This window comes from Ilyobacter sp., from assembly GCF_041583315.1.
GTDB lineage: Bacteria > Fusobacteriota > Fusobacteriia > Fusobacteriales > Fusobacteriaceae > Ilyobacter.
The window spans coordinates 1-5,624 of record NZ_JBFHGC010000142.1 but is presented as its reverse complement, the minus strand read 5'-3'; the positions used below and the strand labels follow the sequence as shown (position 1 = coordinate 5,624).

8 protein-coding genes are annotated in these 5,624 nt (G+C 31.7%); 2 read left to right on the top strand and 6 right to left on the bottom strand.

The window, feature by feature from the left end; all coding sequences use genetic code 11:
- Positions 1 to 885: type IV secretory system conjugative DNA transfer family protein (locus ABZA26_RS06425; protein ID WP_372713693.1), on the bottom strand; the 885-nt coding region annotated here is incomplete at its 3' end.
- On the opposite strand from ABZA26_RS06425, the gene ABZA26_RS06420 reads away from it, so the two are divergent.
- Entirely contained in the window at positions 872 to 1,120 is a 249-nt protein-coding gene (locus tag ABZA26_RS06420; protein ID WP_372713692.1) for a hypothetical protein, read from the top strand. The genes ABZA26_RS06425 and ABZA26_RS06420 overlap by 14 nt on opposite strands.
- A 73-nt stretch (positions 1,121 to 1,193) precedes the next feature.
- Here ABZA26_RS06420 and ABZA26_RS06415 read toward each other — a convergent pair whose 3' ends face one another.
- From ABZA26_RS06415 to ABZA26_RS06395, 5 genes are read right to left on the bottom strand one after another with little or no spacing between them, the layout of a single operon-like run.
- A complete protein-coding gene (locus tag ABZA26_RS06415; RefSeq protein ID WP_372713691.1) occupies positions 1,194 to 2,288 on the bottom strand; it encodes a TrbI/VirB10 family protein in 1,095 nt (364 codons plus the stop codon).
- 1 nt (position 2,289) lies between these two features.
- A complete protein-coding gene (locus ABZA26_RS06410) occupies positions 2,290 to 3,126 on the bottom strand; it encodes a TrbG/VirB9 family P-type conjugative transfer protein (protein WP_372713690.1) in 837 nt (278 codons plus the stop codon).
- Positions 3,127 to 3,139: 13 nt separating this feature from the next.
- Entirely contained in the window at positions 3,140 to 3,823 is a 684-nt protein-coding gene (locus tag ABZA26_RS06405; RefSeq protein WP_372713689.1) for a VirB8/TrbF family protein, read from the bottom strand.
- 11 nt (positions 3,824 to 3,834) lie between these two features.
- Positions 3,835 to 4,155 (bottom strand): TrbC/VirB2 family protein, encoded by a 321-nt coding sequence (locus tag ABZA26_RS06400; protein WP_372713688.1) that lies wholly within the window; start codon positions 4,153 to 4,155, stop codon positions 3,835 to 3,837.
- A 21-nt stretch (positions 4,156 to 4,176) separates the two neighbouring features.
- Positions 4,177 to 4,356 carry a helix-turn-helix domain-containing protein gene (locus ABZA26_RS06395; RefSeq protein ID WP_372713694.1) on the bottom strand — a complete coding sequence of 60 codons (180 nt, stop codon included), beginning with the start codon at positions 4,354 to 4,356 and terminating at the stop codon, positions 4,177 to 4,179.
- A 148-nt stretch (positions 4,357 to 4,504) separates the two neighbouring features.
- On the opposite strand from ABZA26_RS06395, the gene ABZA26_RS06390 reads away from it, so the two are divergent.
- Positions 4,505 to 5,194, top strand: coding sequence for a helix-turn-helix domain-containing protein (locus ABZA26_RS06390; RefSeq protein WP_372713687.1), 690 nt, complete (start codon positions 4,505 to 4,507; stop codon positions 5,192 to 5,194).
- Positions 5,195 to 5,624: the final 430 nt, after the last annotated feature.

Here is a 5,624-nt window from a genome sequence, read left to right as displayed (position 1 = left end):
TAATTTAGTAAGAGCTGTTGAAACGATACTCGCTCTTTCCTTATCTGCCTTTCCTAGCATGTCTCCTGCAACTCTTGCTGCCACAGGATGTGTATTTGGAAACTCTGTTACTATTAACTCTTGTGTTTCTTCATCTTCAACATTTAGCTTTACAACATCATGGTAGATATTTTCAAAAATAGAGTGATCGTTCGTATGAGGATAGAACATTATTTGTTCCATTTTATCTTCGAAATTTGTTTCTGTTGACGTTAAAAAACGAACTATTCCTCCTAGAGTAGGGTTAGATTCTGAATAGATAACATGAAGGATTATTCCTGTTAAAAAAGAAGTTGCACTTTGAGACCAATGATCTGGCTTATCTGAAGCACATATTATTTCTGCTATAATTCTGGCGTCTTGATATTCACAGTCCTTCCCCTTATTAATGCCAAGAAGGGGATTATACTTACATGATTCGACGGGATTTGTTGGATCAAATTTCAGACATTTGTGCCCCAATGTTTCTCTGAATTTTTTTGTGAGTTGATAGTTCTCCCCTTTGATATCATTAACAATTGTTGAGTGCTTCCAGGTAAGAAGAGTAGGTATAATAACCCCGACCCCCTTACCAGAACGGGTAGGCGCCATGAGCAGAATGTGCTCAACTCCATTATGTATTATCTCTCTTCCTTTACGGTCTTTTCCTAAAACAACTCCGTCCCTATGGTGTTCTTCTTTAGGCAGTCTTTTAGTATAGATATCCCACATTCCAGAGTATTTTAAAGCCTTTTCAACTTCTTTATTTTCTAAATAAAGTCCAGCTTCTCTGATATCACAGATATTTGCCCATCTGGCAGTACCATGGCTGTCCAGAGAGGAATTTTTCCTTTTGAAAATAGCCATAATGAAAAATCCTGTAAACATAAATTCAAATAATATCTGTGTTGATTTTTTGGAAGCAATAGGAGCAGAATGTGAATATTTATTTAACCAGATTAAAATCAAAAAAGGTTTGTATATTTTGATGCCTTTAAATTTAACCAGAGGAGCACCTAATTCGTGGGGATATCCTGTATATTTAGCAAAAGTTTGTGTGGCCATCCATATGCCAGAAAGAAGAAACAGAATGAATATATAGCCAATAATATTTTTTTTATAAAAATTAAAATTAAGTTTCATATTAGGTTTTCCTTTTTGAATATTTTTGTTCTTTATTCATAAGGTGTTAAAATCATGTCGCTATTTACCATGATGTTAAATCTATATCCTGCTCTTATCTCAATGGTGGGCTGTACATCCAAGGCCTTTTCTGCAAAATCATTCCCGACATTAATAATTGCTATTCCTGCAGCCTTAGCAGCCTCAGATTCGTAATCATTATTTTCATCATTTGTTACTATTGCTGAGCCGGCACCTGTAATTGATGTAAGCACTACTCCTTTTAAAAGTGTTCCAAAGTGATTATTTACTTTATCGCTGAAACCTGCATGGCCTGTAAGGTCAACACCTGGCATATTAGCAAGACTAATTGATTTTCCATTAGGGAAAATAAGCCTTTGCCAGACAATTAGTACTCTATTTTGTCCCCAACTAACATTTGAGTCATAAGTTCCAAAAATTTTAGTGCCTTGAGGAATTAAAAGATAGTTCCCGGAAACTGTATCAAATACTGACTCTCTCACTTGACCTACTATATTTCCAGGTAGATCTGAATTAATTCCGGTAATCATAATACCTGGTATTACTGTTCCTGCTTTTATTTCATATGGTGATATCGGATCTTCTATATAATTTCCAAGGTAGGTAGGACTAGATTCTTTATTTTTTAAGAAAGAATTCTTGCTTCCTTGGTCATTTAAATCCTGTTCTCTTGAAATATTAGTAGTTTGCTTAATCGAGGTATTTCCATAATTTCTGTTATTGACACTAAATCCTATTCCACTTTTTTTACCCAGTTCAGCATCTTGGTAAAGTTTATCTAATTTCTTTTGGTGTTCTCCATCTACCATTTGATTCTTATAGGTTATACTTTCTTGATAATTGCTACTATCTATATTAACTTTTGCTTCTTCTTTTAGCATCATTTCTTGATAGCTGGTCGGAAGATCTGAAACATTATTAACTGTCATTTTTTCCTCTAAGTTTAGACTTTCTTTTTCCTCGGAAACTCCTTTTCTTTTAAAAGATGAAGTTAAAATTATAGATCCAAGGATTAGAGTAAATAATATTATTATTGATTTTTTATTTATGTGTTTTCCTGGAATTTCATCTTTTTTTCCTTTTTTTTCATTTGAACTTTCTGACATATTAGAGCTCACCTCTACGACCAGACAGATTAATATTATCCTCCTTTTTTCCAGTAGAAGTGGCAGTTTTCTTAATTTTCACTTCTTTTTTGCCAAGCTTTATAATTGCTTTATCAAAAATCCGATCAACTATATAATAATTTCCCTTAATTCTATAGTTGACTAAAGCTGTATCTCCAGTAAGAGGATCTTCAACATAAATTACAGGAGCCTCAGAGCTTTTTATTTCAGTTTTCATTATCAAAAAAGTTTTCTGACCGTCATCAAATACCTGAGAGGGAGCTATTTTATACTTTGCATGATTTATCTTATACCCAAAGAAAAGATTCTCTGTATTTACTGGGGTTAGTTGTTTTTTATCCTTAAGTTCTTTAATTTTGTATTTCAATTGAGCTTCTCTAGGATATATAAAACTAACTAAAGGGTTATAATAATTTTTTGCACTTTGAAGAAAAAGGTGGTACTGCCTTTTGTTTGTATTAATAACCAAATTTGTTTTTATTTCTTGTTGAAATGGCTTGATATATATTGCAGTTCTTTCTCCTTCGTTAGATCCTGTTGTTGCTTGCTCGATAGCCCATCTAGAAGTATCTCCCCCACCTAAGAATACAACTTCTTCTCTAGGCTGGAGTAATATTGTTGTTAAAAATCCCTCTCTAGCATAGATTCGATACATATCTCCTTGGTTAAAAACAAAACTTCTCGCAATGTTTTCTTTAGCTTCTTTTAAGCCTGATCTTATAACCGGTTCTTTCATGGAAAAATCTCGGTAAGTCGATTCTTCTGAGAATGAAAGACACCTAATAATGATAAAAGTTACTAATAATAATTTTTTCATTTTCATTCTCCTTCTATATTTCAATAGACTGTGAAAAATCCTCGATAATGATTCCAAGTGGATTTCTATATAAAGCCTCTTCTGTTTGAGGAGGGTTTGAAGAGATTGTGTAAATTCCAGAAAACTGTTTTTTTTCTTTTATCCCTCCTTCTTTTCCAAAATATGTTTCAGACCATCTTATTTGGTAAGAGTTAGGAATACCAGCGATTTTAGTAATTGAAATAATCTCTGGTGAAACCGTTTCTTTAGCCGTTAATTTTTTAAGAACTTCATCTTCTTCATACAATAATCCAAGTTTTTGCTTTGACTGTTTACTGACAAAGTAGAAGGCTTCTTTATATTTTTTACCATAAAGAACCGGATCTAAAGATATTGTCCTGGTGTTTAAAATAAATTGACGTAAAAAATATTTTATCTGTCCCTCAGTTACTTTATAATTTTGTTCCAGTGGTTTGCCTATAGAGTTAACTTTTCCATTTTTCTCAACTTCAATTATGTATGGAACAAATGTTGCTTTGATACTTATGAAATATGTAGCTATAAGAGAACCGGTAAAAAGAATAAAGATTAGAAAAAAAGCTAGCTGCCAGTTTCTGATTCCTTTAGATAGGTTTAAATATCTATCATGCCAGGAATCCATGGGGTTTATCTTTTGACAATTAGCAACCAAAGGGGGAGTATCTTGTTTATAGTTCATCGCTTCCCTCCTTAGAAATTAACTCCACCTGAAAAACTGAAGAAGGTTGGAACCCAACTAACTGCAGCAAAAACTATCGAAATACCGAATACAATGTTAACAAGCCTTTTCATAGCTCCACCCATCTCACCAAAGGACATAGCTAGACCACATCCTGCAACACAAATAATTGCTAAATATTTAGCAACTGGACCTGTAATTGCCAACATAATCTCTTCAAGGGGTCCTACAAAGGGCATGTCTGAAGATGAAGCCAACCCAATCTCTTTAACTAAAATAAACATCCCTGCTACTATTAGGTAATGTAAATTATTTTTTAAAAACTTTTTCATTGAAAAATCCTCCTTTAGATCTTAATAGTCTTCCCTGTCAAAAAGCTCATCAATAGAAATATCCAAAGCCTTAGCAATCTTATCTAAAGTGGAGAATTTTGCCCCTTTAGTTTTGTTTGAGATGATATTGTGAAGAGATTTATAGTCTAATGATGTTTTCTCAGATAGTTCAGATATGCGTATACTTTTTTTTAAAATGATGCTTTTTATTTTTACTAAAATGATCCACCTCCTTAATTGCTTTTTGACACTAAAATATTATAATTTAAATTGCTATTTGTCAATAAAAAATAAAAAATACTATGCTAACTGTCAATTAATAAAGTAAACTATAATGAAATTAAATTGATTGAAAGGAATAAAAATGGATATTAAAAAAGTTGGAGAGTTCATTAGAAAGAGAAGAGAAAGCCTAAATTTATCCCAAGGTCAGTTATCATACAAAAGTGATTTAGAAACCTCTGTTATACACAGAATAGAAGTTGGAGAAAGGAAAAAAATTAATTTTGAGCATCTAAAAAAAATAGCTACAGGTTTAGATATGAATTATATCGAGCTATATAAAGTAGCAGGTATAATTGAAGAAGAAGCCCTTTCAGATTATTATCTCCCAGACTTTAATGATAAGATTAACCAACAAATAGAGTTAATTTCAGATACTAAAGTTGATACAATCCCCATCTATGAAAGTGTTTCAGCTGGATGTGGATATATTCCTGATTCGGTTCCTTTAGAATATATATCTTTACATCTGAGTGGGAAAGAAAATTGTATCGGAATCATAGTTAGTGGACATTCTATGGAGCCAACTATCACAGACAAGGCAGTCATAGTAATGAAAAAAGACACTGAGCTTAAATCTAAAGACATCGGTGTTTTTCTTTTAAATGGTGAAGCTTACGTAAAAAGATTTTTTAAAAAAAATAATATTGTAATTCTCTATTCTGATAACAGCGAGTATTCTCCTATTATTGTAGATGAATATGATGATTTTATTGTCTGTGGAAAAGTTATAAAGACCTTAAACGAAATAAGATAAAATTTGAAATTTTTCTATGAAAATACCTTTGAATAATAATGATTAATTTTCTTCTAGTTTGTAATTTATATGAATACTAAATTATTTTATACATATTCAAAACAATAAGCTTATTTGTAAAAAGAATTTTAAATTTTGTAATTTTATGGTAGTATAATCCCGTAACAAAACTTTTCAACCGTATCGCAGTACCCGGCAGTCATTTACCCAAGGTGGCTGCCAGCCCAAAACTTATATGTAATATCTATGATAGATAAAAAGGTGAGGTGATCCAAGTGATTATCTCTTTTTTGATTTTTTGCACAAGTCTAGTTATGTGATATAATTATAAAAAATATTATGGAGGTAGCTTTATGAATATAGAAAAAAATGAAATTATAAATAAATTAAAAATAAATAAAAATACCCTAGAAAAATTTGGTGTGAAAAG

Bases quoted from the DNA above. Each gene is read 5' to 3' on its own strand.
- ABZA26_RS06415 (WP_372713691.1), bottom strand. From the start codon at position 2,288: ATGTCAGAAAGTTCAAATGAAAAAAAAGGAAAAAAAGATGAAATTCCA.
- ABZA26_RS06410 (WP_372713690.1), bottom strand. From the start codon at position 3,126: ATGAAAAAATTATTATTAGTAACTTTTATCATTATTAGGTGTCTTTCA.
- ABZA26_RS06405 (WP_372713689.1), bottom strand. From the start codon at position 3,823: ATGAACTATAAACAAGATACTCCCCCTTTGGTTGCTAATTGTCAAAAG.
- ABZA26_RS06400 (WP_372713688.1), bottom strand. From the start codon at position 4,155: ATGAAAAAGTTTTTAAAAAATAATTTACATTACCTAATAGTAGCAGGG.